The following is a 25990-nucleotide window of genomic DNA, read 5'->3' as shown; positions in this document are numbered from 1 at the left end:
CGGACGGGACCGTCGATCGAGAAGTTTCGGGAGTGAGACGATGATGAAGACCCTGACCCTGGCCGCGACCACGCTGGCGATGCTCGGCGGCGCCGTCCTGCCCGCCACCGCCGCGGACGCGCACCGGTATCGGCGGGCGCATCATGCCGATCGCTATGATCGCGGCTATCGCGACGGGGCGGCGGCGGAATATCGCGACAGCAAGTGCCGCCGCTCGGGCACGACGGGCACCATCGTCGGCGCGGTCGCGGGTGGCCTGCTGGGTCGCACCATCGACACGCGCGGCGACCGGACGCTGGGCACTTTGATCGGCGGCGGCGCGGGCGCGCTGGCAGGCCGCGCGATCGAGCGGTCCGGCCGCCCCGGCTATTGCCGCTAAACGGTTAGGGCGGGCGGGCCTGTATCCTGCCCACCCGCCCCAGTCTTCCTCGCGTAGCGTATTGAGGACGGAACGCCGATCTCCCCCACCGGAGGTCGGCGTTCTTGTTGAAGGCATGATATTCCTCCCCTGCAAGGGAAGGAAAGCCAGCCCGCGCTTTTAATACATATGCTGGCCGCCGTTGATCGACAGGGTCGAACCGGTCACGAAGCCCGCCTCGTCCGAGCAGAGGAAGGCGACGCCGCGTGCGATCTCATGCGCCTGGCCCAGGCGGCCGACGGGGATCTTGGCGACGATCTTCTCCAGCACATCGGCGGGGACGGCGGCGACCATGTCGGTGTCGATATAGCCCGGCGCGATCGCGTTGACGGTCACGCCGAATCGCGCGCCCTCCTGCGCCAGCGCCTTGGTGAAGCCATGGATACCCGACTTGGCGGCGGCATAATTGACCTGACCATATTGGCCAGCCTGGCCGTTGATCGAGCCGATATTGACGATGCGTCCCCATTTGCGCTCGCGCATGCCGGGGAACGCCGCCTTGGCCATGTTGAAGCAACCGCCAAGGTTGGTGTCCATGACCTCTTTCCACATCTGGTAGGTCATCTTGAGCAGTGTCCCGTCACGGGTGATGCCCGCATTGTTGACGACGATGTCGACCGGCCCCAGTTCCTCGGCGACCTGCGCGACGCCCGCCTGGACCGCGTCATGATCGGCGACGTCCCATTTATAGGCCTTGATGCCGGTGCGCTCCGAAAACGCCCGGGCGCGTTCGTCATTGCCCGCATAATTGGCGGCGACGGTGACGCCTGCCTCCTTCAAGGCCAGGCTGATCGCCTCGCCGATACCGCGCGTACCACCCGTCACAATCGCGACCCGTGCCATTCAACCTCTCCCATTTTCAGATTGTGGCATAAAATGGGCACGCGCCATCCGCAATGCCCAGGCCGGACCGAAATGGAATATTACGTTACGGCAACCAGCCCTGAAGCTCGCGTTCGATCAATCCGCGCAGCATCGCGACCCCGACCGCGCTATCGTTGAGGCAGGGAAGATAGGCGAAATGGGTGCCGCCCGCGCCTTCGAAGCTCTCGCGGCCCCGGATCGCCAGTTCCTCCAGCGTCTCGATGCAATCCGCCGAAAAGCCCGGCGCGAGGATCGCCACCTTGCGGATGCCGCGCGCAGGCAGCGCCTCCAGCGTCACGTCGGTCGCGGGTTCCAGCCACTTGGCCCGCCCGAATCGCGACTGGAAGGCGACCAGCAACTCGCGGCCCTTCAGCGTGTCGGCCATCGCGTCCGCCAGCAGGCGCGCGGTCTTGCGGCAATGACAATGATAGGGGTCGCCCAGTTCCAGCGTCCGCTGCGGCATGCCGTGGAAGCTGGCGACGATCGCCTCGGGCTCGAAGTCCAGCGTGGCGAGTTGCGTCTCCACCTGGGTCTTCAGCGCGTCGATATAGAGCGGATCGTCATAATAGGGCGGCAACGTCCGGATCGCGGGCTGCCAGCGCATCGTGGCCAGATGCGCGAAGGCGCGATCGTTGGCTGTCGCGGTCGTCGCCGCGCAATATTGCGGATAGAGCGGGGCGAGCAGGATTCGCTCGCATCCCGCATCCTTCATCGCCTGCACCCGCTCGGCGATGGCGGGGCGGCCATAGCGCATCGCCCAGTCGACCATGACGCCCGGCCCGAACGCATCTTTGAGCGCCACCGCCTGCGCCCGCGTGATCGCCGCCAGCGGCGAGCCGTCGTCGGACCATACCAGCGAATAGGCGTGCGCCGACTTCTTGGGCCGGGTGTTCAGGATGATGCCGCGCAGGATCGGTTGCCAGAGCAGCGCCGGAATCTCGATCACCCGCCGGTCGGACAGGAATTCGCGCAGATAGCGCTTCACCGCGCGCGGCTCGGGCGCGTCGGGCGTGCCCAGGTTCATCAGGAGCACGCCGATCTTCGGGCGCGGCACGGGGACATGATCGGGGGGCAGCATCAGGCGGACAACTCCATCGGCAGGCTTCGTATCCGTGGGAAGCCGGGCAGGGTGGCGAGCGCATTGGCGATGGCGGGCGCGACCGGCGGCACCGCCACCTCCCCCACCCCGCCCGGCGCTTCGTCGGAGGCGATGAGTTCGACCGTGATGTCGGGCGTATCCGCCAGACGCGGCAGCCGGAGCGCGCCCAGCCGCACCGGCTCGGCCAGTCCGCGCGCAAAGCCGATATCCGCGCCGAACAGATGGGCGAGCCCGAACAGCAATCCCCCCTCGATCTGCTGGCGGACCAGATCGGGGTTCACCACCCGCCCGCAATCGACGGCGGCGACCAGCCGGTCGACCACCGGCCGGCCGCCCTCGCCCCGATGCGCCTCGGCGAGCACCGCGACATGGCTGCCGCGAAAGCCGTGCGCCGCGACACCCTGCCCGCTGCCCGCACCCCCGCCTTCCCACCCGCCCAAAGAGGCGGCGGTGGACAGGCAACGCGCCAGAAGGGGCTCCCCGCCCAGCATCCCGATCCGCCACGCCAGCGGATCGGCTCCCGCCCGCGCGGCGAGTTCGTCGATGAAGGATTCGCGGGCAAAGACATTGGCGACATGGGTGCCGCCCCGGACATGCCCGGTCGGGATGGGCAGGTCCGCGACATGATGCTGCACCGCCAGCGCGGGAATCACATAGGGCGGCACCGCGCCGCCCATGGCATAGGCGTCGCCCCGTCCCGCTCCCCGCATTCCCCAGCGCGCCGGTCCGCCCGGCATCACCCGCCGCGCGAGATCGGGGCCGGTCGACGGCGTCGCGATCCGGCTGCGCCAGCCGGTGATCCGCCCCTGGTCCACCCGCGCGGTCAGCCGGGCGAGCGCGGGCGCGCGAAAGGCGTCCCGGCGCAGATCGTCGGCGCGCGACCATTGCAGATTGACCGGGCGCTTCAGCTTCGCGGCGATCGTCGCGGCCTGCACCGCCGCCTCGGACTCCAGCGCGACGCCGAAGGAGCCGCCGATCGGCATGGGGTGGACGATCACCCGGTCCGGCGCGATCCCCACCGCCTCCGCCGCCAGCGCGCGGACCTGTGCGGGCACCTGGGTCGGCACCCAAAGTTCCAGCCCACCGTCACGCCACGCCGCCACCGCCGCGCGCGGCTCGATCGCGGCATGGACCCCGACGCCGATCCGATACCGCGCCTCGACCAGCCCGCCGCCCTCCAGCGCCTCGGCCACGTCTCCGCGCGCAAAGGCCAGCCGCCCCTCCTCGCCCAATGCATGGTCGAGGCCCTGCGCGATTCCGGCGCTGTCGACGCCCGGCCCCCGGCTCACGGCCTGCGGAGCCGCCGCGTCCAACCCCTTCTGCGCGATCCACCAGCTCGCGGCGGCGACCGCGACCCATTCGTCGCCCTCGATCACATCGACGACGCCGGTGACCTTCATCGCGGCATCGCGGTCCAGCCGGATCGCCCGCACCTCACCCAGCGGCGCGTGGCGGATCGCGACATGCACCATCTCGGGCAGGCGGATATCGGCGGTGAAATTGGCCGAGCCGTCGATCTTGGCGGGCGAGTCGAGCCGGGGCAGATCCGTCCCCGCCAGCCGCCCCGCGCCCCCGCTGCCCAGCGGCAGGGGTTCGGGCACCGTCTCGCTTACCGCCGCTTCGGCCAGTTCGGCGAAGCGCAACCGCCGCCGCCCATCCGTGATGAAGCCGTCCTTCGCCTCGCACTCGGTCCAGTCCACGCCCCATCGGCGCGCGGCGGCCTGCGCCATCAACGCGCGCGCGGTGGCGGCGGCGGCACGGGCGGGCCCCTCGAACATCCGGATCGTGCTGGAGCCGCCGGTCAGCATCACCGTGTCGCGCCGCAGCCATCCGGTGCGCAAAGCCTCCGGCATCCGGTCGAACGCCCCCTCGAACAGCGAATCGACGCCGACCGGATTGGCGTAGAGCGGATTGATCGGGGCGGGCTCGACCGCGACCGTCCGCCAGTCCGCGCCCAGTTCGTCGGCAACGACCTGGGCCAGTGCGGTGACGACGCCCTGGCCATGCTCGGCCTGCGGCACCGCGACAGTGACGATCCCGTCGCGCCCGATCTTCAGCCATGCGCCGAACGCCTGCTCGCCCGGATTGACGGTCAGATTGGGCCCATAAGCACGCGGCCACAGGCTCCAGGCGACGAGCAACCCGGCCCCGGCACCCCCGCCAATGAGTATGTTGCGCCTGCTGAACTCCATCACGGGCGAGCCTTAACGTCGAAGGCCGGTCAGGCAAGCCGGGGGTTTCGCTGTGTGAAAGCGAGCGGGTCGATCGTTCGAAGGTTTCTGCGCGCGGAGGCGCAGAGGACGCAGAGAGGGGGCAGCCGCACCGCCATCCCGCCCTCTCAATCGGGAGACTTCTTCGCTCAAGATGAGCAGATCGGCCTCGCGGTCGGACCGAACACCTCTGCGCCCTCCGCGCCTCTGCGCGAACCCAAAATCTTCGCGACTTCGCGGCTTCGCGTGAATCCAATTGGGCGACCGTTATCGCGTGGCCTTCGACTTCGCTCAGGCTGAACGGAAGTTGGGATGCACCCTGACTTCGTTCGCGCTGAGCGACGTCGAAGCGCACGTTCCGCCCCCGAACCCATGGTCTTGGTGTTGACGCGCGACCACTCTATGGAAGCCGGTCAGAGATAAGGGAAACGCGCTTGATCCTGCCCATGCTCGCGGCCGCCACCGGCCATATCCGGTTCGAGGATCTGGGGTTGCACCCGGATGTCTTCTCGATCGGCTTCTTCACGCTGCGCTGGTACAGCCTGGCCTATATCACCGGCATCCTGTTCGGCTGGTGGTATCTGGGCAAGATGCTCGACCGGCCCGGCGCGCCGATGTCGCGGGCGCATGCCGACGACCTCGTCTTCTACGCCACGCTGGGCATCATCCTGGGCGGGCGGATCGGCTATGTGATCTTCTACGCGCCCGAGATGTTCCTGCACCCGCTGCACATCGTCCGGCTGTGGGATGGCGGGATGAGCTTTCACGGCGGCGCGGTGGGGACCGGGGTCGGCGTCATCCTGTTCGCGCGCAAGCACAAGCTCAACTGGCTGCGCATCCTCGACTATCTGGTCTGCACCGCGCCGGTCGGTCTGTTCCTGGGGCGGCTGGCCAATTTCGTGAACGGCGAGCTGTGGGGCAAGCCGTCGGACGTGCCCTGGGCGATCGTCTTCCCGCGCACGGTGCCCTTCGGCCTGCCCGATCCGGCACGCCATCCCAGTCAGTTGTACGAAGCGGGGCTGGAGGGCCTTGTCCTCTTCGCGGTGATGAGCTTCGCCTTTTGGCGCACAAAGTCGCGCTACGATCCGGGCAAGCTGTCGGGGCTGTTCCTGCTCGGCTATGGCATCGCGCGCTTCATCGTGGAGTTCTTCCGCGAACCCGATCAGCAGTTGCGCGCCTTCGCGCAGATGACCGGGCTGCATATGGGCCAGTGGCTGTGCGTGCCGATGATCCTGGGCGGGCTGTACCTGATGAACTCGGCCAAGGCGCGGCGCGTGCGGGTGGAGCCGATCGCGGGGGCCGACAGCGTCGCCTGATCCCCTTGCGGCGGCGGGGCATGGACGGCAGAGCGAAGGACATGACCAACCCGTTGATCCCCCCCGCCGATCACAAGCCCGAGCCGGAGGACGCCCTGCCCGAACGGCTCGCCCGCGCCATCGCGCTGGCCGGGCCGATCCCGGTGGCGCAGTTCATGGCCGCCGCCAATGCGCATTATTACGGCACCCGCGATCCGCTGGGCACCGGCGGCGACTTCACGACCAGTCCCGAGATCAGCCAGATGTTCGGCGAACTGGTCGGCCTGTGGTGCGCCGACCTGTGGGACCGCGCCGGGCGGCCCGAGATGCACTGGGTCGAACTCGGGCCGGGACGCGGCACGCTGGCCGCCGATGCCGGGCGGGCCATGGCCAAGGCGGGGTTCACGCCCAGCGTGCATTTCGTCGAGACCAGCGCGACGCTCCGCACCGCGCAGAGCCAGCGCGTGGCCGAGGCGACATGGCATGATTCGGTCGAGACGCTGCCCAACGACCGCCCGCTGATCGTCGTCGCCAATGAATTCTTCGACGCATTGCCCATCCGCCAACTGGTCCGGCGCGGGGACGGCTGGCACGAGCGGCTGGTCGCCGCGCAGGACCTCCTCTTCCTGCCGATCGCGGGGCCGCCGGTCCCGCCCGAGATCATTCCCGAACCACTTCGCGAGGCGGAGGCCGGATCGGTGATCGAGGTGTCCCCCGCCAGCGTCGCGGTGATGCGGACGCTGTCCGCCCGGATCGCCGCGCAGGGGGGCGCCGCGCTGATCGTCGATTACGGCTATGAAGGCCCCGCCATCGCCGACACGTTGCAGGCGGTGCGCGGCCATGCCTATGCCAATCCCTTCGAGCGGCCGGGGGAGCAGGATTTGAGCGCGCATGTCGATTTCACGACGCTGGCCGCCGCCGCGCAAGCCGCCGGGCTCGCCGCCTTCGGTCCCGTCACGCAGCGCGACCTGCTCGGCGCGCTGGGGATCGACCAGCGGACCGCCGCCCTCGCCCGCGCGCATCCGGATCGCGCCGACTCGCTGCTCGCCGATCGCAACCGGTTGATGCAGGACATGGGCACGCTGTTCCGCGCGCTGGCGGTCAGCCGGCCCGACTGGCCCGTGCCGGCGGGGTATGGCGAATGATCGACTATCGCGATGCCCGGCCGGGCGATGGCGAAGCCCTGGCCGCGATGGCGGCGGCGGCGTTCACCGAGACCTTCGGCCATCTCTATCCGCCCGCCGACCTCGCCACCTTTCTGGACGAAGCCTTCGGTCCGCAAGGCCTGCCCCGCCAGATCGGCCATCCCGATTTCACCATCCGCCTCGCGATCGAGGGCGATGCGATCATCGGTTTCGCCAAGCTCGGCCCCGTGGGCTTCCCCGGCGATTGGCCCGAGGATGCGATCGAACTCTATCAGCTCTACGTGAAGGCCAGCCATCTGGGCGCGGGCGTCGGCCCCGCCTTGATGGACTGGGCCATCGCATCGGCCAGGGCGCAGGGGGCCAGCGCGCTCATCCTGTCGGTCTATGTCGACAATCACCGGGCCAAGGCCTTTTACGCCCGCTATGGTTTCGTCGATATCGGCCGATACGACTTCCCGGTCGGCGACACGATCGACGAGGATCGGATCATGAGGCTGTCGCTATGAGCGTCGAGGCGATTCGGACGCCGTTGCTGGAGTCGGCGGCGCATGGCTTTCTCGGGCGGCACGGCGGCGTCTCGGTGGGGATTCACGGCGGGCTGAATGTCGGGCTGGGGTCGGAGGACGATGCCGATGCGGTGGCCAAAAACCGCCGCCTGGCGCGCGACGCCGTGCTGCCCGGCGCACGCCTCGTCACCTGCTACCAAATTCATTCGGCGGAGGCGGTGACGGTACTGACCGCGCCCCAGGACGATAGCCGCCCGCATGGCGATGCGCTGGTGACCGACCGTCCGGGCCTGTTGCTGGGCATATTGACCGCCGATTGCGCGCCGGTGCTTTTCGCCGATCCGCAAGCCGGGGTGGTCGGTGCCGCCCATGCGGGGTGGAAGGGCGCGTTCGGCGGGATCACCGACGCGACGCTGGCCGCAATGGAGGCGCTGGGGGCGCAGCGCGACCGCATCGTCGCCGCGATCGGCCCGTGCATCGCGCGCGCCAGCTATGAGGTGGATGCCGCCTTTCTCCGCCGCTTCGTCGAGGCGTCGCCCGAGAATGAGCGTTTCTTCGCCGATGGCCGCCGCGCCGATCATTACCAGTTCGATCTGGAGGCCTATGTCGCCCACCGCCTGGCCGAAGCCGGGGTCGGTCGCGTCGCCGCGTTGGGCGAGGACACTTATGCACAGGAGGAGCGCTTCTTCAGCTTCCGTCGCGCGACCCATCGCGGCGAACCCTCTTATGGCCGCCAGATTTCGCTGATCGGCCTCGGCTGAGCCTCGCCAAAGCCGTTCGCCGCGCTATCCTTGGGGCATAGCCGCCGACCGAGCGGCACCATGTCCCAAGGAGACCGCAATGCCGACCGAATCCGACCTGACCGGCGTTCCGCCCCAAAACCCGGCGACGACCGATCGCAGCAGCGACGCGACCAGCATCGGCGACCGCAAGCTGAAGCCCGCCCGCCACCCTGATGATGGGGCACGGCTTCGACCCCGTCCTGTCGGAGGGGTCGCTCAAGCCGCCGATCTTCCTGACCTCGACCTTCGTCTTCCCCAACGCCGCGGCGGGCAAGCGCCATTTCGAGGGCGTCACCGGCAAGCGCCCCGGCGGTGCGGACGGCCTGGTCTATTCCCGCTTCAACGGGCCGAATCAGGAAATCCTGGAGGACCGTCTGGCCATCTGGGACGAGGCGGAGGATGCGCTGACCTTCTCCAGCGGCATGGCGGCGATCGCCACCCTGTTCCTGTCGATGGTCCAGCCGGGCGACGTGATCGTCCATTCGGGCCCGCTCTATGCCGCGACCGAAACGCTGATCGGGCGCATCCTGGGCCGGTTCGGGGTGAAGTGGCTCGACTTCCCCGCAGGCGCGACACGTGAGGAAATCGGCGCGGTGCTGCAAAAGGCCGCCGCCATGGGCCGGGTGCCGCTGATCTATCTGGAAAGCCCCGCCAATCCCACCAACGCGCTGGTCGATATCGAGGCGGTGGCGGCGGCGCGCGACGCGGCCTTCGCCGATGCGGCCGAAAAGCCCCCCATCGCGATCGACAACACCTTTCTGGGGCCGCTGTGGCAGCGTCCGCTCAAGCACGGCGCGGACCTGGTCGTCTATTCGCTGACCAAATATGCGGGCGGCCATTCGGATCTGGTCGCGGGCGGCGTGCTGGGGTCGAAGGCGCATATCGCCACCATCCGGTCGATGCGCAACACGATCGGCACCATCTGCGACCCCAACACCGCCTGGATGCTGCTGCGTTCGCTGGAGACGCTGGAACTGCGCATGAGCCGCGCGGGCGAGAATGCCGCCAAGGTCTGCGCCTTCCTCCGCGATCACCCCAAGGTCGAGCGGGTCGGCTATCTCGGCTTTCTCGCCGACACGCCGGGCCTGGAGCGCCAGGCGGATATCTATCGCCGCCACTGCACCGGCGGCGGATCGACCTTCTCGCTCTATCTCAAGGGTGGCGAGGCGGAATCCTTCCGCTTCCTGGACGCATTGCGCATCGCCAAGCTGGCCGTCAGCCTGGGCGGGACCGAGACGCTCGCCAGCCATCCCGCGGCGATGACGCATCTCTCGGTGCCGGACGAGCGCAAGGCGGCGCTGGGGATCACCGACAATCTGGTCCGCATCTCGATCGGGGTCGAGGACGCCGACGACCTGATCGCCGATTGCGAACAGGCGCTGGCGGCGATCTGAAGCTTCGGGGGGACGGCCCGTCCCCCCGATTCAGACGGCGGCGAGCGCGGTATAGAGCCGCGCGGTCAGCCGGCCGAGCGTGGCGCGGAACAGTCCCGGATCGTCCAGCCCCCGCGCCAGCACGACCGCGCCCTGAATCCCGCTGACCACGTCCTGCGCCAGCGCCGTCGCATGACCCTCCGCCACGCCGCCGCGCACCAGCAACGTCTGGAGCGCGCCGATCCAGCGCCGGAAATAGCCCGCGATCCGCTCGGCAAAGGGATCGCGCGTCGCCCCAAGGCCCCAGAACCCGATCAGGCAGGCGCGCCGCCCCGATTCGAAATAGCGATCCACCGCGACCATCATCGCATCGATCCCGGCGCGCGGATCGTCCGCCGCATCCAGGGGAGCGAAGACCGCACCCTCGAACCACGTCGCGACATCGTCGAGCACGGCGGCGGCCATCTCCTGCTTTCCGCCGGGAAAGAAGTGGTAGAGGCTCCCCCGCCCCAGCCCGGTCGCCGTGCCGATCAGCGAGAGGCTGGCCCCCGCATAGCCATATTCGCGGAACACCTCCGCCAGCCCCGGCAGCGCATCGGCGCGCTCGGCGATCAACCGCGCCATGGTTATAGCCCCAGATCGCTCAGCGAGGGATGATCGGCGGGCCGTGCCCCCAGCGACCAATGGAACAGCCGCGCATCCTCCCCGATCGGCAGGTCGTTGATCGACGCGATCCGGCGGCGCATCCGCCCATCCTCGGCGAAATCCCAATTCTCATTGCCATAGGAGCGGAACCACCGGCCCGCATCGTCATGCCATTCATAGGCGAAGCGAACCGCGATCCGCGCGCCCTCCTGCGCCCATAGCTCCTTGATGAGGCGGTAATCCCGCTCCCGCGCCCATTTGCGGCGGAGAAATTGAACGATCTCCTCATGACCGGTGACGAATTCGGCCCGGTTCCGCCATTGGCAGTCGGGGGTGTAAGCCTGTGCCACGCGCTCGGGATCGCAGCTGTTCCAGGCATCCTCCGCCGCGCGGACCTTTTGCGCGGCGGTGTCGGCGGTGAAGGGCGGCAGCGGCGGGCGCATCGTCATGATCCTCTCGACCGATCAAATATCTGTGTATCGATCGGTACAGGCGACCTGCGACGCGGGCAAGTGATCGGGTCAGAGACGCTTGAACATATAGGTCGTTGTGTGGAGGGCCCTGCCATCCGCGTCCCAGGCGTAATCGGGGATTACCCCCGCCACCTCGAAGCCGAGCGAAGCGTAGAGCGACTGGGCCCGATCGCCGCTTCGCGTGTCGAGCGTGACCAGGCTCTTGCCCATCGACCTTGCTCCATCCAGGGCGACGCCCATCAGGCTGCGCCCGATCCCCAACCGCCGGGCCGAGGGATGAACGATCATCTTCGCGATCTCGCAGCGATGGGGCTGGTTGGCGGGCATGGCCGTGAGCAACTGGACCGTGCCGACCAGATCGCCATCGCGTCGGGCTCCGAACATCCGCCGCCGTCCGGCGGACAGTTCCGGCGACACCTGATCGCGCCAGAAGCGGGCGGCCTCCGCGTCGGCCATCGGGGCCAGGAAGCCGATCGCCGCGCCCTCATTCACGCTGTCGGAAAGGATGCCGGTCAGCGATTCGATCCCCTGTTCCACCGCCCCGGCATCGAATTCGGTGATGATGACCGCCATGATCGTCACACCATCGCGATGATGTAGCGGGCGCCCTCCTCCGCCGTTCGGAACGACGAAGCACCTTGGAGGCGATAGCGCACGCAGTCGCCAGGCAAGAGGTCATATCCCAAGCCGTCGACGGTAAGGTTCAGCATCCCCTCCAGCAGAACGAGGTGATGCTCATGGCCCGGAAAGGCGGGACGTTCATAAGCGATATGCTGGTGCGGCTCGATCCGGCCTTCGATCATTTCCAGGGACAGTTGCCCGCTAGGCGGCGACAGGGCCCGGCGGGTGAAGCCCTTTCCCGCATCGCGCCACAGACTTTGGTCGTCATGGCGGATCAGAGGCGGAAAGCCCGGCTCCAACGGGGCGAGTAGGCGCGACAGGGGCATGGCATAGGCGCAGGCCAGCCGCCCCAGCGTTTCGGCGGTCGGGCTAACCTCGGCATTTTCGATTCGCGACAGGGTAGCCCGACTGATCCCGCTCGACGCGGCCAGTTCCTGGAGGCTGAGATTCCGTTCCGTTCGAACAAATCTCAAATGGTCGGCCAAGGCACGATGGGATGATGGCGAATCACTCATATCCGGGATTTAATCCCGATATTGAGATTTGGCTATTGTCGATATTGGCCGGGTTTGTCGCTGTCGGTGACGTCATCTCCTCCATCCCCTGCGCCGACAAACGAAAAGGCCCGGCGTCGCATCGCTGCAACGCCGGGCCCTGTCGCCCGAAAAGGGATGGCTTAATCAGACGAAGGGATCAGCCTTCGTTCTGCAGGTTGACGGCGGCATATTTGCCGCGACGATCGACCTCGATCTCGAACTGCAGGCGGTCGCCCTCGTTCAGCGAGCCCATGCCGGCGCGCTCGACGGCCGAGATGTGCACGAACGCGTCGGGCTGGCCATCGTCGCGCTGAATGAAGCCGAAGCCCTTCATCGCGTTGAAGAACTTGACCGTGCCGGTCGCCTTCTCACCGGTCAGCTGACGCTGCGGAGCGCCGCCGAAGCCGCCAGCGGCACCGCCGCGCGGGCTACGATCACGGTCGCCGCCGAAGCCGCCTTCACGCGGTTCGCGGGGCGCGCGGTCCTGGACCGGGAGCGGCTCGCCCTCGATCTTCAGCTCGGTGGCCGAGATGCGGCCGCCGCGATCGACCAGGGTGAAGCCGAGCGGCTGACCCTCGGCCAGACCGGTCAGGCCCGCCTGCTCGACGGCCGAGATGTGGACGAACACGTCCTCGCCGCCGTCATCGCGCACGACGAAGCCGAAACCCTTCTGCGCGTTGAAGAACTTGACGACCCCGGTGCCTTCGCCAACGACCTGGGGGGGCATGCCGCCACCGCCGCGACCGCCGCCGAAGCCGCCACCGCCGCCGCCACGGAAACCGCCGCCGCCGCCACCGAAGCCGCCGCGGTCACCACCGCCGAAGCCACCACGGTCGCCGCCGAAGCCGCCGCCACCGAAACGGTCGCCGCCGCCGAAGCCGCCACCACCGAAGCGGTCACCGCCGCCGAAGCCGCCGCCACCGAAATCGTCGCTGCCGCCGAAATTGTCCCGCTTGTCGCGACCACGCGTGCCGCGATTGCCCCGGCTACCTCTATCGAAACCCATAAGCCCTGTTCGTCTTCCCGGTTCGCCCGCAAATGCTATCCTCAAGAACCGTGCGCCGGACGAAGAGCGCGGGTCTTTCGGCGCCAAACCTTTTGCGCCTAATTGCCAGTCATAACGCAAGAGCCGACGCATCGCGAACGAAATCTTGCGAATGGCTCTCGCTTCGGCGCGAACGAGGCAGATTGCGTCGGAATTGTGGCCGAAACTCCACAACTTCCCCGAAACCATGATGCACGATCGGCCCCGAGTCGAGCGATCGCGGTTGAGGCTTTCGGCATCGCCCGCTAGGGCGGAGGGCATGACCGTTCATCTGCACGAAGAAGACATTCCCGCCGATCTGTTCGCGCCCGGCGCCTCGATCGCCGTCGATACCGAGACGATGGGCCTGATCACCCCGCGCGACCGGCTGTGCGTCGTCCAATTGTCCGATGGCGGCCCCGACGAGCATCTCGTCCGCTTCGGCCCCGACAGCGACTATGCCGCGCCCCATTTGCGCGCGCTGCTCGCCGATCCGGCGCGGCTGAAGCTCTATCATTTCGGGCGGTTCGATATCGCGGCGATTCGCCACTATCTGGGCGTGGTCGCCGGACCGGTCTATTGCACCAAGATCGCCTCGCGCCTGATCCGCACCTATACCGACCGCCACGGCCTGAAGGAACTGGTCCGCGAACTGCTGGGCGTCGAACTGTCCAAGGCGCAGCAATCCTCCGACTGGGGCGCGCCCGACCTGTCGGACGCGCAGCGCGAATATGCCGCCTCGGACGTGCGCTATCTCCACCGGATGAAGGCGGAACTGGACAAGCGCCTCGTCCGCGAGGGACGGATGGAACTGGCCCAGGCCTGTTTCGACTTCCTGCCCGCGCGGGCCGAACTGGATCTCGCGGGCTGGCCCGAGGTCGATATCTTCGCCCACGCCTGATCCGGCCGGTCCAGGAGCCCCGCCCATGTCCGAGATCGCCGATCGCGTTCGCACCCAACGCCAGCACTGGGCCGCGCCGGGCAGCCGCCACGACCGGTTCGTGACGCTGGCCCGCTGGATGCTGCCCAGCGCGATCGGCGTGCTGACCGCCTTTCTGGTCATGGCGCCGGTCTATTCGTCGAGCGAGGTGTCCTTCGTCCTCGACAAGAAGAAGGTCGAGGTCGCCAAGGAGCGGTTGAAGATCCAGGCCGCGCAATATCGCGGCGTCGACGACAAGGGGCAGCCCTTCTCGCTCGACGCGGGCTCGGCGATCCAGCGGAGTTCGGCCGAACCGGTGGTGCAGCTCAACAAGCTGGCCGCCGCGATCCGCCTGTCGGACGGCCCTGCCACGGTCAGTGCCGATTCGGGCCGCTACGACATGCGGACCGAGCAGGTGAAGCTGGACGGGCCGCTCGATTTCAAATCGGCGGGCGGATACGACCTCCAGACGCATGACGCGACGATCGATCTTCAGCAACGCACGCTGGAATCGGGCGGCGCGGTGACGGGGCGCGTGCCGCAGGGCACGTTCAGCGCCAACAAGCTGCGCGCCAACCTGGAGGATCGCACCGTCCGGCTGGAAGGCAACGCACGCTTGCGCATCGTACCGTAAAGCACGAAATAGCCGATCATGCACAAGTTCTTCGCCGCGACGGCTCCAGCCCTTCTCGTTTTGGCAGCCTCCGCCGCGGCGCAGACCCGGCATGACAGCCGCGCGCCCGTCGATTTCGGCGCGGACGTCATCGAGTTGCAGGACAAGGCGAATCGCGGCGTCCTGTCGGGCAATGTCGTGCTGCGCCAGGCGGAGATGACGCTGACCGCCGCGCGGATGGTCATCCACTATACCGGGCAGGTGATCGGCGGAAAGCCGCAGGTCTCGCGATTCGAGGCGTCGGGCAATGTCGTCGTCAAGCGGCCCAACCAGACCGCGCGGGCCAATTACGGCATTTACGACCTCAACCGCCGGGTCATCACCATGCTGGGCAATGTGACGCTGACCCAGGACGGCAACACCGTGAACGGCGGTCGGCTGACCCTGAACCTCGACACCGGTCGCGCGGTGATCGACGGATCGTCGGTGGCGGGCGGCGCGTCCTCGGGCAATGGCGGCACGGTCACCCGCGCGCCGTCGGGCCGGGTCACGGGCACCTTCTCGGTCCCGAATCGCAACTGACGCGTGACGGACGGCGTGTCCTCGCGCTAACGTCCCGCAACACAGGAAGAGACTGGCCGATGGACATGGACACCCCGATTCGCGAGGCGAGCGACCGCACCAGTCCGGTGGCGGAACCCCCGGTCGCGAACGGGCTCCAGGTCGTCTCGATCGCCAAGAGCTATGACAAGCGCACCGTCCTGACCGATGTGTCGGTGTCGGTCGGGCGCGGCGAGGTGATCGGGCTGCTCGGCCCCAACGGCGCGGGCAAGACGACCTGCTTCTATTCGGTCATGGGGTTGGTGAAGCCCGATTCGGGCCGCATCATGCTCGATGGCGAGGATATCACGGGGCTGCCCATGTATCGCCGCGCGATCCTGGGCCTGGGATATCTGCCGCCAGGAAACCTCGATCTTCCGGGGCCTGTCGATCGAGAAGAACATCCTGACCGTGCTCGAACTCGCCGAGCCCGATCCGGCCGAGCGGGCGCGCAAGCTGGACAAGCTGCTCGAGGAATTCGGCCTCACCCGCCTGCGCGCCGCGCCCGCCATGGCATTGTCGGGGGGAGAGCGTCGCCGGGCCGAGATCGCGCGCGCGCTGGCCGCCGACCCGTCGATCATGCTGCTGGACGAGCCGTTCGCGGGCATCGATCCCATCTCGATCGCCGATATCCGCGATCTGGTGAAGGACCTGAAACGGCGCGATATCGGCGTGCTGATCACCGACCATAATGTCCGCGAGACGCTGGACATCGTCGACCGCGCCTACATCATCTATGACGGCCGCGTGCTGTTCACGGGATCGCCCGAGGAACTGGTCGCCGACGCCAATGTCCGTCGCCTTTATCTGGGCGAGGGCTTTTCGCTCTGATCCGATGACCACGCGCCGCCGCTCCATTTTCCTCGATGGTCCCGGCGCGAACCGGAGCGCGGCGGCATGAGCCTGTCCCCGCGTCTCGACATTCGCCAGTCCCAGTCGCTGGTGATGACGCCGCAGTTGCAGCAGGCGATCAAGCTGCTGACCCTGTCCAATCTGGAGATCGAGGCGTTCATCGCCGAGGAGGTGGAGAAGAACCCCCTGCTCGACGCGACCGCCGTCCGCGAGGTGGCAACCCCCGAGCGTCCCGAACGGGAGGCTCCGGCCGGCGCCGACGAACTGGTCACCGGCACCGCGCCCGCCGAGGATCGCGGCCTCGACCTCGACTATGCGACCGAAAGCCATCAGCAGGACAGCGTGACCGATGGCGGCACCGGCCCGGATGGCGGGCTGTCGCTGAACGGCGGATCGGGCGGCGGCGGACTGGGCGGCGAGGACGGGCCCGACTGGGACGCGCTGCCCGACGACGCGCCCAGCCTGACCGAGCATCTGGAGGCACAGGTCGCGCTGATCCTGTCGGGGGTCGAGCTGACCATCGCCGCACACATCATCGACCAGTTGGACGAGGCGGGCTATCTGACCGTGCCGCTGAGCGAAATCGCCGAGCGGCTAGGCGTGCCGCTGCCCCGCGTCGAACGGGTGTTGACCGTCGTGCAGAGCCTGGACCCCACCGGCGTCGGCGCGCGCGATCTGGCCGAATGCCTGGCGCTCCAGGCCAGGGAGGTCGATCGCTACGACCCCTGCATGGCGCGGCTGATCGCCAATCTTGACCTGCTGGCGCGGGGAGACCTGATCCGGCTGAAGCGCATCTGCGGCGTCGATGACGAGGACATGGCGGACATGATCCGCGAGCTTCGCGGCTATGATCCCAAGCCGGGCTGTCGCTATGGCGGGGAGCCGAGCCAGGCGGTGGTGCCCGACCTGTTCGTCACGCGGATCAAGTCCGGCTGGGGGATCGAACTCAACACCGCCACCCTGCCCCGCGTGCTGGTCAACCGGCGTTATTATCAGGAACTGCGCCACGGTCCGCAGGACAAGAGGTCGAAGGCGTGGCTGGCCGATTGTCTGGCCAGCGCCAACTGGCTGATGAAGGCGCTCGACCAGAGGCAGCGGACGATCATCCGCGTCGCGACCGAGATCGTGAAGCAGCAGGAGGCGTTCTTCCTCCACGGCGTCGCGCATCTCAAACCCCTGACCCTGGCGCGCGTGGCCGAGGCGATCGGGATGCACGAATCCACGGTAAGCCGCGTGACCAGCAACAAATATCTCAGTTGCGCGCGCGGGCTGTACGAACTGAAATATTTCTTCACCAGTGGCATCGCGGCGGCGGACGGCGGCGATGCGGTGTCGGCGGAGGCGGTGAAGAGCGCGATCCGGACGCTGATCGCGGGCGAGGGTGCGAAGATCCTGTCCGACGACACGCTGGTCGAGCTTCTCCAAGCCAAGGGCTTCGACATCGCCAGGCGCACGGTCGCCAAATATCGCGAGTCGCTGGGCATCGGCAGTTCGGTCCAGCGCCGCCGCGCCCGCGCCTTGGGCGGCTGACCACGCGCTTATCTTGTTACGTCGCCATGGTGTATTATATTATGGATACACCGTTATCGGAGGTGCCGGTCGATGGGCAAGAAGAAGCAGAAGAAAAAACAGAAAAAGGCTGCACAGGCGGAACAGGCGGCCCCTCAGGCGACATCGTCCCTGCACCGTGTGGGCCAGCTTCTGCTCGATCAGGCGCGTAGCCCGATGGGGCGGCAACTCATCGCGTCTGGCTTGGTGGTCGCGGCCGCTGCGCTGGCACGCGAGACGACACGCTTGACACCGGAGGAAGCACCACGGCCCGATCCGCAGGACGGCCTTCCCCGCGATCCCGCGCCATCGACGCCGGATATCGGCGCGTTCGCGGGTCTCGCCCTGTCCGCACTCGACCAGTTCATCCGCCGCAAGACGCCGGAGGACAAGGCGTAAGCATTTGTCTTCTGAGCAAGGCTTTGGATCGAAGCGCATTCTTGCACTTCGATCCGGTGCCCATCGTATCTTACAGATGCCGTATCAGCCGATGCAAAGGTCGATAGCAAAGAACCCGGCCATCGCGCACGACTGACTATTTCCGATCATCGAATAGAAGCCGATCGGCCATGACGGTCAACGGGGGGAGCGAACCGATCGCTCAACCCCCGGCACCGACGCGCGATGCCGGTCTTTCCGGCGGCTTCCACTCCTGCTTATCTTTATATTGAAGCGCGGCGATGACGGCAGCCTAGGCCCAGTCGCACCGGATGCATAGCAAAAAAAAGGCTGGTCCGAGGACCAGCCGTGAAAGTTTTTAGGAGAGGATGCCTGAAAGGCCCATCCTCTTTGGCCGATGCCGACGATTAACACAAATGCAAGCTCATCAATTTTCGTTGCGTTTTTTGCATTCGCGCCGTGATACGCGTGCTTTGTATCGGCCGCTCCGCATCAAAATGCTCACAAATGAATTAACTTTCATACAATACTAACATGGACTAAGATTTCTGTAGGGCCAGACCACACACTTCCGCCTGTATCGTTCTGACCGATTTGGTTTTATTCCAAGTTGTCCACTGCCCGAAATCTTCATGAAATGAGTTTCAAAAAGAGAATTTACTGTCGTTTTGGATAAATTTTGGACGATCGGCTCAATCGGGCGGTTGACGTCTCGTATTTGACGGTTAGGTCAAGCTGAAAATAACAGGAGCGTATCATGGCCGACGACCCTATCGATGTGAATGCCGTAGAACTGGCGACCGAGTTGACGATCGCATGGTTGGGTAATCCCAACACCCGCACGTCTTCCGAAGAGGTTCCGGCGTTCCTGAACAAGATGCACGAAACCGTGTCTTCGCTTCTGGGCAGCACGCCGCAGACGACCGATATCGAAGCGCCGACGGAATATGTTCCCGCGGTTTCGGTTCGCAAGTCGCTGGCTTCGAAAGATCACATCGTCTCGATGATCGACGGCAAGCCCTACAAGACCCTGCGCCGTCATCTGGCGACTCATGGTCTGACGCCGGAAGAATATCGCGAACGCTATGGCCTGAAGCCGGATTACCCGATGGTCGCCGAAAGCTATTCGGAAAGCCGTCGCGCGATGGCCAAGAAGATCGGCCTGGGCCGCAAGCCGGGTCCGCGCACCGCCGGTGCCGCGCGCAAGCCGCGCAAGGGCGAAGGCGCCGCCGACGCCGAATAAGCGCGCGGCGATCACCCGATCGCGAAAAGGCCCCGTCGAGACTCGTCGCCCTTCTCCCAAGGTGACGAGGATCGGCGGGGCCTTTTTTCTTTGCGTTTATAAAAACATGGCATGGGTGCCGCCGCATCCCTTGTTTGGGGATGTTGAGTGTAGGCCCGCGCTTGACTAACCGGGGACATTCCCACGGTAATCGATTCCGGTGTCGCGATCGTCCCGGCCGCTCGGGAATACGGGGGACAAGCGGGCATGAAACGGTTTTTCGGATGGGCGGCGGCATCGGCTCTGGCGGCTTGCGGCGATGGCGGCGGCGGCTCCGCCCCGATCGTACTTCCGGCCCCCACCCCGACGTCCGGCCCCTCGGCCAGTACGAATTATCCCAGCTATAACGATCTGACGCGCAGCTATACCGCCTTCTCGGATGTTGGCCTCGACGTTCGCCGGGGCCTGATCACCCAAGACGTGGCGGGCCAGCCCTCCGCAACGATAGTGGTTTCCAACCTCTATCTCGACGCCCAATTGTTTCCGACCGATCTGCGCACGACCTGGAATCATTCGGGCGATGCGGACACCGTGCGCGTCGACTATGGCCGGGTCAGCAGTCCCCTCTTCACCGCAGCCGACCGGAAGGATGTCGACGGATACCGGATCTACGGCAAGTCCGATCCGACCGCCGACCGCATCCTGGTCGGCCTGCCCCCGTCGATGCAGCAGAAATATGTCACGCGGGTCGCCTGGGAGCGTATGGTGGGCCAGAGCAGCGTCGACGGCAGGTCCGTGCGTGTCATGCAATATTCCTCCGCCTTTTTCGGGGCGACATCGAACAGCGAGGATCTGTTCGACCGCAAGGCACGCGCGATGCGGGCGGCGACCCTCGCCCTGAACCCCAGCTATGAGGGGGTCGGCACCATCTGGTATCCCAGCGCTCCCAACCCCGGCTTTACCCCGGAAGGGGGCAGTACGATCGCCCATAGATCCAATTTCGGGCTCTTTCAGGTGATCGAGTTCGATGACACGGTGCAGGCGACCGTCAACTTCAACGGCTTTCGCGGTGGCCCGACCCCGCGCTCGTTCACGATGGTCGGCAAGCTCGACCGGACGACGGGTATCTTCACCGCCGACGTCACCGACAAGACCGATTACAGGGGCAGGATGCGCGGGCGGCTCTATGGACCGGAGGGCCGCGAGGCAGCCTTCGTGTTCCAGGCGACCAGCGTGGCCGATGGCGTGACGGTCACCGGCGATTATGTGGGCCACTGGATCTACTGACCGCCGGTAACACCCTCTTACCGCCCGAAACCGCCCTTGCGATAGAGCAGGGTGATCGCCACGCGGCGGTTGCGCGGGTCGGCGGGGTTGTCCGAGATCATCGGCTCGCGATCGGCGACGCCCTCGATCCGCTCGAACCGCGACTCGGGGATACCCCCGGCGGCCAGACGGCGGCGGGTGGTCTCGGCGCGGCTGGAGGACAGCATCCAGTTGTTCATCGCGCGCGGATCGCCATAGGGCACGGCATCGGTGTGCCCGCGGATCATGATCGTATTGGGCAGGCCGGAGATCGACCGCGCGATGGTGCCGATCAGCGCCGAGGCCTCGGGCTCCAGTTGCGTCGTGCCGCTGGCGAACATCGAGTAATCGGCATTGTCGACCAGATCGATGCGCAGCCCGTCCTGGGTCGGGATGAAGCGGACCTGCCGCGCCAGCTTCTTGAGGCCCGCCGTCGTCTCCATCTTCTGCTGGATCGCCTTTTGCAGTTCGGCGAAGCTCTTGCGATCCTGTGCCATGGCATTGGGATTGCGCAGCGACCCCTTGTCGCCGGTCCCGGCCTTCTCGCCGCCCTCCCCCGAAACCTTGGGCACGATAAGCTGGACGATGCCGTTGCTGCCGCTCTGCCGCTCGCCAGCCCCCGGCCCACCGTTCAGCGCACCGCCGCCGATCCCCTGCGACCGGGTGTCGAGCAGGGTCGGCGCGAAATAATCGGCAATGCCCTTGCGCTGCTTTTCGGTCGTCGCACCCAGCAGCCAGAGCAGCAGGAAGAAGGCCATCATCGCGGTCACGAAGTCGGCATAGGCGACCTTCCACGCGCCGCCATGATGCCCGCCATGACCATCGGCGATGATCTTCTTGACGATGACGATCTTGGGCGGCTCGTTCTTGCCATGGGGTGCGCGCGCCATGGTTTAGCGGCCCCGCAGGCCGTCGAAGACTTCGGCGAAGCCGGGCTGATCCTTGTGCTTGATGCCCGAACGCGCCGCTTCGATGACCAGCGGCTGGGGATGGCCATGGAGCGAGGCGATGATGATCTGCTTGACCACGTGATAGATGGCCGCATCCGCGTCGATCACCTGCTTCAACCGGCCCGCGAACGGATTGACGATGCCGTAGGCGAGCAACACGCCCATGAAGGTGCCGACCAGCGCCGATCCGATCATCCCGCCCAGCACGCTCGGCGGCTTGTCGATCGAACCCATGGTCTTCACGATGCCGAGCACGGCGGCGACGATACCCAGCGCGGGCAGAGAGTCGGCCAGGCTCTGGAGCGTGCCCTGCGGCCCCTCCACCTCGTGATGATGGGTCTTGATGGCATTATCCATCACCTCCTCGACCGCATGCACGTCGAGCGTGCCGCTGGATACCACGACCAGCCGCAGCGTGTCGGCGATCAGGTTGACCAGCGTATGGTCGGCGACCAGGCGCGGATATTCGGCGAAGACCGAGGAGGACTTGGGGTCCTCGACATGCGGTTCCAGCGCGATCGGTCCTTCGGTGCGCAGCATCTTCATCAGTTTCGAGACGAGGAAGATGACGTCGAGATAATCCTGCTTCTTGTATTTGGGCCCCTTGAAGATCTTGCCCATCGCGCCGCCCAGCGCCTTGAGTTCGGCACCGGAGTTGCCGATGACGAGCGCGCCGACGGCGGCGCCGCCGATGATAAGCATCTCATGGGGAATCGCCTCGAACACGGGCCCCAGCGCGCCGCCAGTAATGGCGAAGCCGCCGAAGACCATGCCGAGCAGTATGACAAGGCCGATGGCAGGAAACATGGTGAACCGATTCTCCAGCAGGGGCCGACGCGAAGGCCGTCAGGTGTCTGGATTAACCGGATTTGGTCACCATAGGGTTACCGCGCCGGAAAGGATGGGACGGCCAGCGCGATTATTTCAGATAGTCGAACAGCGACAGGCCCGACAGCTTGGTGAAGCTGGCCTGGGTCGCCTGAAGCACGGTCATCGTCTGTTGCAGCTGCGCGATGTTGCTCGTGATGTCGGCGTCCTCGACATTGGATCGCAGCGCGGCACGATCGGTGCTGGCGGTATCCAGCATCGCCTGTTGCAGCCCGACCCGCGTCTCGCGCGCACCGATCGAGGCCTGGACCGCGCCGACATTGTCGTTGGCGGCGTTGAGCTGGTCGATCGAATTGCGGATGTCGGCGCTCGATCCGCCCGGCGTCTTCAACGCGGTGATCAGGTTGTTCAGGATCGCGAAGGTGTCGTTGCTGCCCGACTTGAACACGCGTTCCGCCCCGACCGTGATCTCCACGGTCTGGTCGCGGTCGATCGGTACGGCGGAGGTCTTGGGCTCGGTATAGCTGTAGCTGCCGTTGACGTTCCGCACCGCGTCGGTGCCGTCGACCGTGCCGAACAGCGGCTGGCCGCGCACGTCGCGGGTATTGCCCAGCGATACGAGCTGGTCGCGGATCGCGCTCAGCTGGTCGCCGATTACCGAACGGTCGTAATCGTTGAGCGTGCCGTTGGCGGCCTTGGTCGCCAGTTCGACGGCGGACTGCAACTGGGTGCCGATCGAACCCAGGGTGGTGTCGACCTGCTGGAGCACCGACTTGGCGAGCGACAAATTGCTCTTGTAGACGGCGGCGTCCGCATCGGCGCGATTGAGCTGCGCGACCTGCGCCGAGGCGGCGGCATCATCGGACGGCTTGAGCAGTTTCTTGCCCGTCGCGTTCTGCGTCATCAGGTCGTTGGCCTTGCTCTGCAAGGCCGTCATGCGCCGCGTCGCGCTGTCATACAGGGTGGAGGTCGAAATCTGCATCGCCATCACCGAATCTCGAGAATGGATTGGAAGGTCTCGCGCGCGATCTGGATGACGCGGCTGGACGCGGAATAGGCCTGTTGGAAACGCATCAGCGACACCGCCTCATTGTCGAGCGTGACACCGGTCGATCCGGTCAGCGCGGCATTGGCCCCGTCGCGGATCGCGGTCTGCGCATCGGCGATGGTCTGCCGCTGCTTCAGGGCGGAGGCGTTTTCGGTGATGACCTGGGTGATGCGGGCCTCGAACCGGCCGCTGTTGCGCGCCGATTCCAGCGCCGACAGATTGTCGGTGTTGCGCGGCCCCTGTCCGTTCGCCGCCGCCGCGATCTTCGATGCGTCGGTCAGCGCGACGGTCATCGACGCGGTGCCCGCCGTCAGGGCGAACAGCGCGGTGCCGGTCGCGCCATTGGCGTCCTGCCCCTGGCCCTGGATCGTGTTGACCGTGTCGGTGAAGTCCTTGGCGACCGCATTGAAGCTGTCGCGCATCGCCGCGATCCGCTCCGCCCCGTCGAGCATCCCGCCGATCGACCCGCCGGAGGGGACGACGTCGGTCGCCTTGCCCTGCGACACGACGGTGAAGCCGACGCCGCCGCCGGTCTTGCGGGCATAGCTGACCGCGCCCAGCGTATCGGGCGAGGCGAGGATCGGTCCGGCGCGATCGCCGATCCGCACCGTCGCGCGACCCAGTTCGTCGGTCGTCACGTTGATGTCGGACAGCTCGCTCATTTGCGACAGGATCTGGTCGCGCTGATCGGCCAGCTGCGCCGAGGCGGAGGTGCCCGCCTCGGTCCGGGTCAGGCCGTCATTGACCTTGCTCAGCGACAGCGCGAGCGAGGACAGGCCTTGCGCGGCGGCGCGGGCCTGGCCGTCGAAATCGGCCTCCATCGCATCGAACGCCTTGTCGGTCGCGGTAAAGGCGAAAGCCGCCGAATTGGCCGCTTCGAGCATCGTGGTGCGCAGCGCGGTCGAGGTCGGGTCCGCCGCCAGCGCGCGAGAGGCGGTGAAGAATCCGGTCAACCGGTTCGACACCTCGTCACCGGTCATCACGTCCTGGATACGGTTGAGCCAGACTTCGCCCGTTTCGGTCCGCTTCAAATCCGCCGTCGCCGACCGCACCGCCGCCGAGGCATAGGTGTCGGTCGCGCGGACGATCCCGGTGACGGTCACGCCCGCCCCGGCGGACAGCCTGCTGCTGGTCACCCCGCCCGAGGTCGTGACCTCGCGCAGGCCGACCGAGCGACGCGAATAGCCGTCCGTGCCGGTGTTGGCGATATTCTCGCCAACCGCCGTCAACGCGGTCTGATACGCCCGCACGCCCGAAGCGCCGATGGAGAGCAAGTCGCTCATACGACTCGGCCTACGTTACCCGTGGTTAAGATCGGGTTTCGACTGGGCGAGAAACGTCGTGACCGCCTTGCCGATTCCCATCGGAGCATGTTCGGCCATGGTCTGCGCCACCTGCTGGTCCTGCATATCGCGAAACGTGTCGAGCGCCTTGGACTCGAACAACGTGTCGCCCAGCTTGGTCTGGCGCATCGCCTTCAGCATCATGCCGTTAAAAATCGCCTCGAACTGGGTGCCCGCCTTGTCCAGATTGGCGCCGTTCGACAGCCGCTTGGTATCGGTGGAAACCGATCCGGTGATGGGCGAGGTCGAGGAAGTCGCTGAAATGCTTTGGGTCACAGGACGATCAACTCCGCCTTGAGGGCACCGGCTTCCTTGAGGGCTTCGAGGATGGCGACCAGATCGGACGGGGCCGCGCCGATCGCGTTCACCGCCTTCACCACATCGGCCAGCTTGGGACCGGGGTTCAGCAGGAACATCGGACGACGCTCCTCCTCGACCGAGACACCCGATTTCTGGGTGATCGCGGTCTGGCCGCCGCTCAAGGGGCCGGGCTGGCTGACGCGCTGATTCTCGTCGATCTTGACGGTCAGCTTGCCGTGCGTGACGGCGGCGGGGCCGACGCGGACCGCCGAATTGATGACGACGGTGCCGGTGCGCGCGTTGACGATCACCTTGGCCGAGGGTTCGGCGGAGGCGACGTTGAGATTCTCGATCTCCGACATCAGCGTGGCGCGGACATCGGCCCCCATCGGTGCGCGGACCGCGACCGACACGGCGTCGATCGCCTGCGCAGTGCCCATGCCGAGCCGTCCGTTGATCGCCTGCGCGACATTCTGCGCCGTGGTGAAGTCGGCGCGCGCCAGGTTGAAGGTCAGCGAGGGCGCGGTGTCGAACCCGGTGGCGACGGCGCGCTCGACGGTCGCCCCTTCGGGAATGCGGCCGGTCGAGGGGACGTTGACCACGATCTTCGACCCGTCCGCGCCCTCCGCGCCCAGCCCGCCGACCGCGAGGTTGCCCTGCGCCATCGCATAAATCTGGCCATCGGCACCCTGGAGGGGCGTGAGGATCAGGCTGCCGCCGCGAAGCGACTTGGCCTTGCCCATCGAGGAGACGGTGATGTCCAGCTTCTGCCCCGGCTTGGCGAAGGGCGGCAGTTCGGCGGTAACCATCACCACCGCGGCATTCTTCATGCCCGGATTGGCATTGGGCGGCAATTGCAGCCCGAAGCGCGAGACGACGGCCTTCAGCGACTGGACGGTATATTCCAGATTGTCGTCGCCCGTCCCCGGCAGACCCACGACGATGCCGTATCCGGTCAACTGGTTGGTGCGGATGCCCTGGAACCCGCCCAGATCCTTGATCCGGTCGGCGGAAGCCGGGGCCGCGATCGAAAGGGCGGCGAGAAGCGCGAGGAGGAAGCGGATCATGGTCA

26 protein-coding genes and 2 pseudogenes are annotated in these 25990 nt (G+C 66.7%); 14 read left to right on the top strand and 14 right to left on the bottom strand.

Annotated elements, in window-relative coordinates:
• Nucleotides 1–40: 40 nt before the first annotated feature.
• On the top strand, nt 41–379 hold the full coding sequence (locus QE379_RS02695; protein WP_306997587.1) for a glycine zipper 2TM domain-containing protein: 339 nt from the start codon (nt 41–43) through the stop codon (nt 377–379).
• A 159-nt stretch (nt 380–538) separates the two neighbouring features.
• On the opposite strand, the gene phbB is transcribed toward QE379_RS02695, so the two are convergent.
• The 3 genes from phbB to QE379_RS02680 all read right to left on the bottom strand — a co-directional run bounded on the left by phbB (nt 539) and on the right by QE379_RS02680 (nt 4573).
• Complete coding sequence (gene phbB / locus QE379_RS02690; RefSeq protein ID WP_306997584.1) at nt 539–1261, bottom strand: acetoacetyl-CoA reductase; 723 nt, start codon at nt 1259–1261, stop codon at nt 539–541.
• An 85-nt stretch (nt 1262–1346) separates the two neighbouring features.
• Complete coding sequence (hemH, locus tag QE379_RS02685) at nt 1347–2360, bottom strand: ferrochelatase (protein ID WP_306997582.1); 1014 nt, start codon at nt 2358–2360, stop codon at nt 1347–1349.
• A complete protein-coding gene (locus tag QE379_RS02680; RefSeq protein WP_306997580.1) occupies nt 2360–4573 on the bottom strand; it encodes a xanthine dehydrogenase family protein molybdopterin-binding subunit in 2214 nt (737 codons plus the stop codon). Before QE379_RS02680 ends, hemH begins: the two co-directional genes overlap by 1 nt.
• A 452-nt stretch (nt 4574–5025) precedes the next feature.
• Here QE379_RS02680 and lgt point away from each other — a divergent pair, with 452 nt between their 5' ends.
• The 5 genes and pseudogenes from lgt to QE379_RS02655 all read left to right on the top strand — a co-directional run bounded on the left by lgt (nt 5026) and on the right by QE379_RS02655 (nt 9713).
• Nucleotides 5026–5907, top strand: a complete 882-nt coding sequence (gene lgt, locus QE379_RS02675; RefSeq protein ID WP_306997578.1) for a prolipoprotein diacylglyceryl transferase — start codon at nt 5026–5028, stop codon at nt 5905–5907.
• Nucleotides 5908–5948: 41 nt separating this feature from the next.
• On the top strand, nt 5949–7031 hold the full coding sequence (locus tag QE379_RS02670) for a class I SAM-dependent methyltransferase (protein ID WP_307003048.1): 1083 nt from the start codon (nt 5949–5951) through the stop codon (nt 7029–7031).
• Entirely contained in the window at nt 7028–7537 is a 510-nt protein-coding gene (locus tag QE379_RS02665) for a GNAT family N-acetyltransferase (RefSeq protein WP_306997575.1), read from the top strand. Before QE379_RS02670 ends, QE379_RS02665 begins: the two co-directional genes overlap by 4 nt.
• The gene (gene pgeF / locus QE379_RS02660) at nt 7534–8298 is read left to right on the top strand and encodes a peptidoglycan editing factor PgeF (RefSeq protein WP_306997572.1); all 765 of its coding nucleotides are present in this window, start codon (nt 7534–7536) and stop codon (nt 8296–8298) included. Before QE379_RS02665 ends, pgeF begins: the two co-directional genes overlap by 4 nt.
• A 79-nt stretch (nt 8299–8377) precedes the next feature.
• Nucleotides 8378–9713 (top strand): annotated as a pseudogene (locus QE379_RS02655) (cystathionine gamma-synthase family protein).
• Nucleotides 9714–9743: 30 nt separating this feature from the next.
• On the opposite strand, the gene QE379_RS02650 reads toward QE379_RS02655, so the two are convergent.
• The 5 genes from QE379_RS02650 to QE379_RS02630 form a co-directional block, all read right to left on the bottom strand.
• Nucleotides 9744–10316, bottom strand: a complete 573-nt coding sequence (locus tag QE379_RS02650) for a TetR/AcrR family transcriptional regulator (protein ID WP_306997569.1) — start codon at nt 10314–10316, stop codon at nt 9744–9746.
• A 2-nt stretch (nt 10317–10318) separates the two neighbouring features.
• Nucleotides 10319–10786 carry a nuclear transport factor 2 family protein gene (locus QE379_RS02645; RefSeq protein WP_306997567.1) on the bottom strand — a complete coding sequence of 156 codons (468 nt, stop codon included), beginning with the start codon at nt 10784–10786 and terminating at the stop codon, nt 10319–10321.
• 72 nt (nt 10787–10858) lie between these two features.
• Nucleotides 10859–11383: a GNAT family N-acetyltransferase gene (locus tag QE379_RS02640; protein WP_306997565.1), complete on the bottom strand. Its 525-nt coding sequence runs from the start codon at nt 11381–11383 to the stop codon at nt 10859–10861.
• 5 nt (nt 11384–11388) lie between these two features.
• Nucleotides 11389–11946 carry a helix-turn-helix domain-containing protein gene (locus QE379_RS02635; RefSeq protein WP_306997563.1) on the bottom strand — a complete coding sequence of 186 codons (558 nt, stop codon included), beginning with the start codon at nt 11944–11946 and terminating at the stop codon, nt 11389–11391.
• A gap of 178 nt (nt 11947–12124) precedes the next feature.
• The gene (locus tag QE379_RS02630; RefSeq protein ID WP_306997561.1) at nt 12125–12973 is read right to left on the bottom strand and encodes a cold-shock protein; all 849 of its coding nucleotides are present in this window, start codon (nt 12971–12973) and stop codon (nt 12125–12127) included.
• A 298-nt stretch (nt 12974–13271) separates the two neighbouring features.
• Between QE379_RS02630 and QE379_RS02625 the strand changes: the two genes are divergently transcribed.
• From QE379_RS02625 to QE379_RS02590, 8 genes and pseudogenes are all read left to right on the top strand, one after another.
• The gene (locus QE379_RS02625; RefSeq protein ID WP_306997559.1) at nt 13272–13892 is read left to right on the top strand and encodes a ribonuclease D; all 621 of its coding nucleotides are present in this window, start codon (nt 13272–13274) and stop codon (nt 13890–13892) included.
• Nucleotides 13893–13917: 25 nt separating this feature from the next.
• The gene (gene lptC / locus QE379_RS02620; protein ID WP_306997558.1) at nt 13918–14544 is read left to right on the top strand and encodes an LPS export ABC transporter periplasmic protein LptC; all 627 of its coding nucleotides are present in this window, start codon (nt 13918–13920) and stop codon (nt 14542–14544) included.
• Between the two features lie 18 nt (nt 14545–14562).
• A complete protein-coding gene (locus QE379_RS02615; RefSeq protein ID WP_306997556.1) occupies nt 14563–15105 on the top strand; it encodes an LptA/OstA family protein in 543 nt (180 codons plus the stop codon).
• Between the two features lie 59 nt (nt 15106–15164).
• Nucleotides 15165–15954 (top strand): annotated as a pseudogene (gene lptB / locus QE379_RS02610) (LPS export ABC transporter ATP-binding protein).
• A 66-nt stretch (nt 15955–16020) separates the two neighbouring features.
• Complete coding sequence (gene rpoN / locus QE379_RS02605; RefSeq protein WP_306997554.1) at nt 16021–17505, top strand: RNA polymerase factor sigma-54; 1485 nt, start codon at nt 16021–16023, stop codon at nt 17503–17505.
• A 72-nt stretch (nt 17506–17577) separates the two neighbouring features.
• Nucleotides 17578–17922: a hypothetical protein gene (locus tag QE379_RS02600; RefSeq protein WP_306997552.1), complete on the top strand. Its 345-nt coding sequence runs from the start codon at nt 17578–17580 to the stop codon at nt 17920–17922.
• Nucleotides 17923–18679: 757 nt separating this feature from the next.
• A complete protein-coding gene (locus tag QE379_RS02595; RefSeq protein WP_306997550.1) occupies nt 18680–19165 on the top strand; it encodes a MucR family transcriptional regulator in 486 nt (161 codons plus the stop codon).
• Between the two features lie 246 nt (nt 19166–19411).
• Entirely contained in the window at nt 19412–20431 is a 1020-nt protein-coding gene (locus QE379_RS02590) for a hypothetical protein (protein ID WP_306997548.1), read from the top strand.
• A gap of 17 nt (nt 20432–20448) precedes the next feature.
• Here the strand turns inward: QE379_RS02590 and QE379_RS02585 are convergent, their stop codons facing one another.
• From QE379_RS02585 to QE379_RS02560, 6 genes are all read right to left on the bottom strand, one after another.
• On the bottom strand, nt 20449–21339 hold the full coding sequence (locus QE379_RS02585) for a flagellar motor protein MotB (RefSeq protein ID WP_306997546.1): 891 nt from the start codon (nt 21337–21339) through the stop codon (nt 20449–20451).
• A gap of 3 nt (nt 21340–21342) precedes the next feature.
• Complete coding sequence (gene motA / locus QE379_RS02580) at nt 21343–22206, bottom strand: flagellar motor stator protein MotA (protein WP_306997543.1); 864 nt, start codon at nt 22204–22206, stop codon at nt 21343–21345.
• A 112-nt stretch (nt 22207–22318) separates the two neighbouring features.
• A complete protein-coding gene (gene flgL, locus QE379_RS02575) occupies nt 22319–23215 on the bottom strand; it encodes a flagellar hook-associated protein FlgL (protein ID WP_306997541.1) in 897 nt (298 codons plus the stop codon).
• Nucleotides 23215–24558: a flagellar hook-associated protein FlgK gene (gene flgK / locus QE379_RS02570; RefSeq protein ID WP_306997538.1), complete on the bottom strand. Its 1344-nt coding sequence runs from the start codon at nt 24556–24558 to the stop codon at nt 23215–23217. Before flgK ends, flgL begins: the two co-directional genes overlap by 1 nt.
• Nucleotides 24559–24573: 15 nt before the next feature.
• Nucleotides 24574–24894, bottom strand: coding sequence for a rod-binding protein (locus QE379_RS02565; protein ID WP_306997536.1), 321 nt, complete (start codon nt 24892–24894; stop codon nt 24574–24576).
• Nucleotides 24891–25985 carry a flagellar basal body P-ring protein FlgI gene (locus tag QE379_RS02560; protein WP_306997534.1) on the bottom strand — a complete coding sequence of 365 codons (1095 nt, stop codon included), beginning with the start codon at nt 25983–25985 and terminating at the stop codon, nt 24891–24893. The genes QE379_RS02565 and QE379_RS02560 overlap by 4 nt, the downstream gene beginning before the upstream one ends.
• Nucleotides 25986–25990: the final 5 nt, after the last annotated feature.

The organism is Sphingomonas sp. SORGH_AS_0879 (genome assembly GCF_030819175.1).
GTDB lineage: Bacteria > Pseudomonadota > Alphaproteobacteria > Sphingomonadales > Sphingomonadaceae > Sphingomonas.
This window is presented reverse-complemented; position numbering and strand designations above follow the sequence as displayed.